Here is a 2382-nt window from a genome sequence, read left to right as displayed (position 1 = left end):
CACCGGACCCGAGTGGAGCCGCCGATGACCGCACGAGCGCCGAGCATCGTCGACGTCGCCAGGACCGCGGGCGTGTCGGTGGCCACCGTCTCCCGGGTGCTCAACCGACCCGAGATGGTCTCCGATGCCACCCGCCAGCGGGTCGAGAACGCGATGGCCCAGCTCGACTACCACGTGAACCGGGCGGCCTCCGGACTCCGCGGCGGATACTTCCGCACCGTGTCGATCATCGTCGGCTCGCTGTCCCAGCCCTGGTACGCGATGCTGGTCAGGGCGCTGCGCGCCGAGTTGCAGCGGCGCGGCTACGCGACCCTGCTCTACGACCTCAACCACGACATGGGCAGCCTCGCGGACACCCTGGGCAGCCTCGCCAGACAGGGCTCCGAGGGGATCGTCCTGTCCACCGGGGACCGGCTGGACGACCCGGCCACGGTGGCGGCGCTGCGACGCGCCAGGGACCGCTTCCCCATGGTGGTGGTGGGCCAGCCGATCGAGGACGCCACCTGGCCCACCGTTCAGTACGACGACCGCGGCGGCGCGTACGAGGCGACCGGGCATCTGCTCGGCATCGGAGCCGACCCCGTGGCGTTCCTCGGCGCGCTGCCGGGCTCGTATCTGGGCGACGAGCGATTCGCCGGCTACGCGGCGGCCCTCGCCGAGCGAGGTCTCGACCCGGCGGAGTGGTGCTGGCCCCTGGACGGCACCAGCTACTCCTCCGGCCACAGCGCGGTCACCGCTCACCTCGAAGCCGGCCGGGTCCCGGGCGGGATCCTCGCGGTCAACGACGAGGTGTCGCTCGGCGCGAGCAGGGCACTGGCCGACGCCGGGCTGCGGGTACCCGACGACGTGGCCGTGATCGGCTTCGGCGACACCGACCTCCTGCCGTACGTCTCGCCCTCCCTCTCCTCGGTCCACGGGCCCGTCGAGGAGATAGCCACGATCACCTGCTCGGCGATCTGGGACATGTTCTCCGGCGGGAAGCCGACCGGCGTCGAGGTCGTGGGACGCAGCCTGATAACCCGCGAGTCCTCCGCCCGTCCGACCCACCAACAACGTAGGGCCCACTGACCCTTCGGCACCCCTTTCCGGCGTGCCCCGCTACGCCCCGCACACCCCCGCCGTCCCGCCGTCCCGCCGGCCAGGCGCCCCACGACCGGGTCGCCCACCCCGTGCCCGCCCACCGCGCCCCCCTCTGACGACGCCGTGCGTACGGGGCACCTCCGCCGACCGCACCGGGTACCGCTGGGCGCTGTGACATTCATCCCTGGCCGTGCGACTGTCCGGCAGGTCTGCCGCCATCTGGTGCTGTTCGCGGCGTACCCGGTGCTCGCGGTGCCGCCGCGGCGGTGTCTTTCGCGCGCAGGCCCGGGATCAGCACCGCCGCCACCGCCAGGTGCATCAGGGCCAGCGCGGCCCGGGTGCCGCCGTCCATGCCGTCGCCGGTCAACGGCAGGAACGACACGGCCAGTACGGCGACGGCCACCCCCGTCCAGACGGCGCGGGCACGCCGTACCCGCAACCGCTCCAGCGCGGCCAGCAGCCCCCAGCCTGCGAGGGCCGCGAGCAGCGCGACCAGCACCACCGGCACCGCGCCGATGCCGAGCGTCTGCCCGCCGTCGGTGATCCGCACCCGGTGCCCCAGCACCGGATCCGCGACCAGCCACACCACGACAGGCGCCAGGACCGCGAGGCCCACAACCGCCGGGCGTCTGCCCCGCGCCCTCACTCGGCGCCGCCCGCGAGCGCTCCGTGCAGGAAGACCTCCACCAGCTCCCGCGGGGTCAGCTCCGGCTCGCCCTCCGTACGCGGCTGGACGAAGAGCAGCCCGAAGAACAGGGCCGCGATCTGCTCCGGCGGCCGACGCAGAGCCGCCTCGTCCGGCTCCAGCAGCTCCGCCAGCGCCGCGCGGATACGGACCGTCGAATCATGCTGGGCCGCGCCGCGCACCGTGCCGGGGTGCTTGCCGCCCCCGTGCCCGAGTGACCCGGCGATCACACCCATCCGGTCCAGGTGCGCCTGTAGCGCCTCGGCCGCCTCCACGAGCCGGTCGGGCAGCGGCTGCGACACGTCGATCGCACCGAGTTCGCGGATCGCGTGCTCGGGGGAGAACGCCTCCGCCAGGCAGGCATGCAGCAACTCGTCCTTGTCGGCGAAGACCCGGAAGATCGTGCCCTCACCGATGCCCGCGGCGCGGGCGATCTTCGCGGTGGTCACCGCGGCGCCGTACTCGGCGATCAGCGGGATCGCGGTCTGAATGATCATCGCGCGCCGCTGCTCGGGCGACATGCCGGGGGCGCGACGGCGGGTGGTCTGGTTCTCCTCAGGTGCTGTCATGACCGCAAGAGTACGGAGTGAGTCCTCACTCCGTCAATGAGTGAGGAC

Annotated in this window: 3 protein-coding genes; 1 reads left to right on the top strand and 2 read right to left on the bottom strand. The window is 73.2% G+C overall.

Annotation, left to right across the window (positions count from 1 at the left end; genetic code table 11):
• On the top strand, positions 1 to 1068 hold a 1068-nt coding region (locus tag ACWF94_RS38800), incomplete at its 5' end, for a LacI family DNA-binding transcriptional regulator (protein WP_453499734.1).
• A gap of 190 nt (positions 1069 to 1258) precedes the next feature.
• Here the strand turns inward: ACWF94_RS38800 and ACWF94_RS38795 are convergent.
• Together ACWF94_RS38795 and ACWF94_RS38790 are read right to left on the bottom strand one after the other, a co-directional pair.
• Entirely contained in the window at positions 1259 to 1696 is a 438-nt protein-coding gene (locus tag ACWF94_RS38795; protein ID WP_453499732.1) for a DUF6069 family protein, read from the bottom strand.
• Between the two features lie 26 nt (positions 1697 to 1722).
• On the bottom strand, positions 1723 to 2334 hold the full coding sequence (locus tag ACWF94_RS38790) for a TetR/AcrR family transcriptional regulator (RefSeq protein WP_453499730.1): 612 nt from the start codon (positions 2332 to 2334) through the stop codon (positions 1723 to 1725).
• Positions 2335 to 2382 lie beyond the last annotated feature (48 nt).

This window comes from Streptomyces sp. NPDC055078, from assembly GCF_053607985.1.
This window is presented reverse-complemented; position numbering and strand designations above follow the sequence as displayed.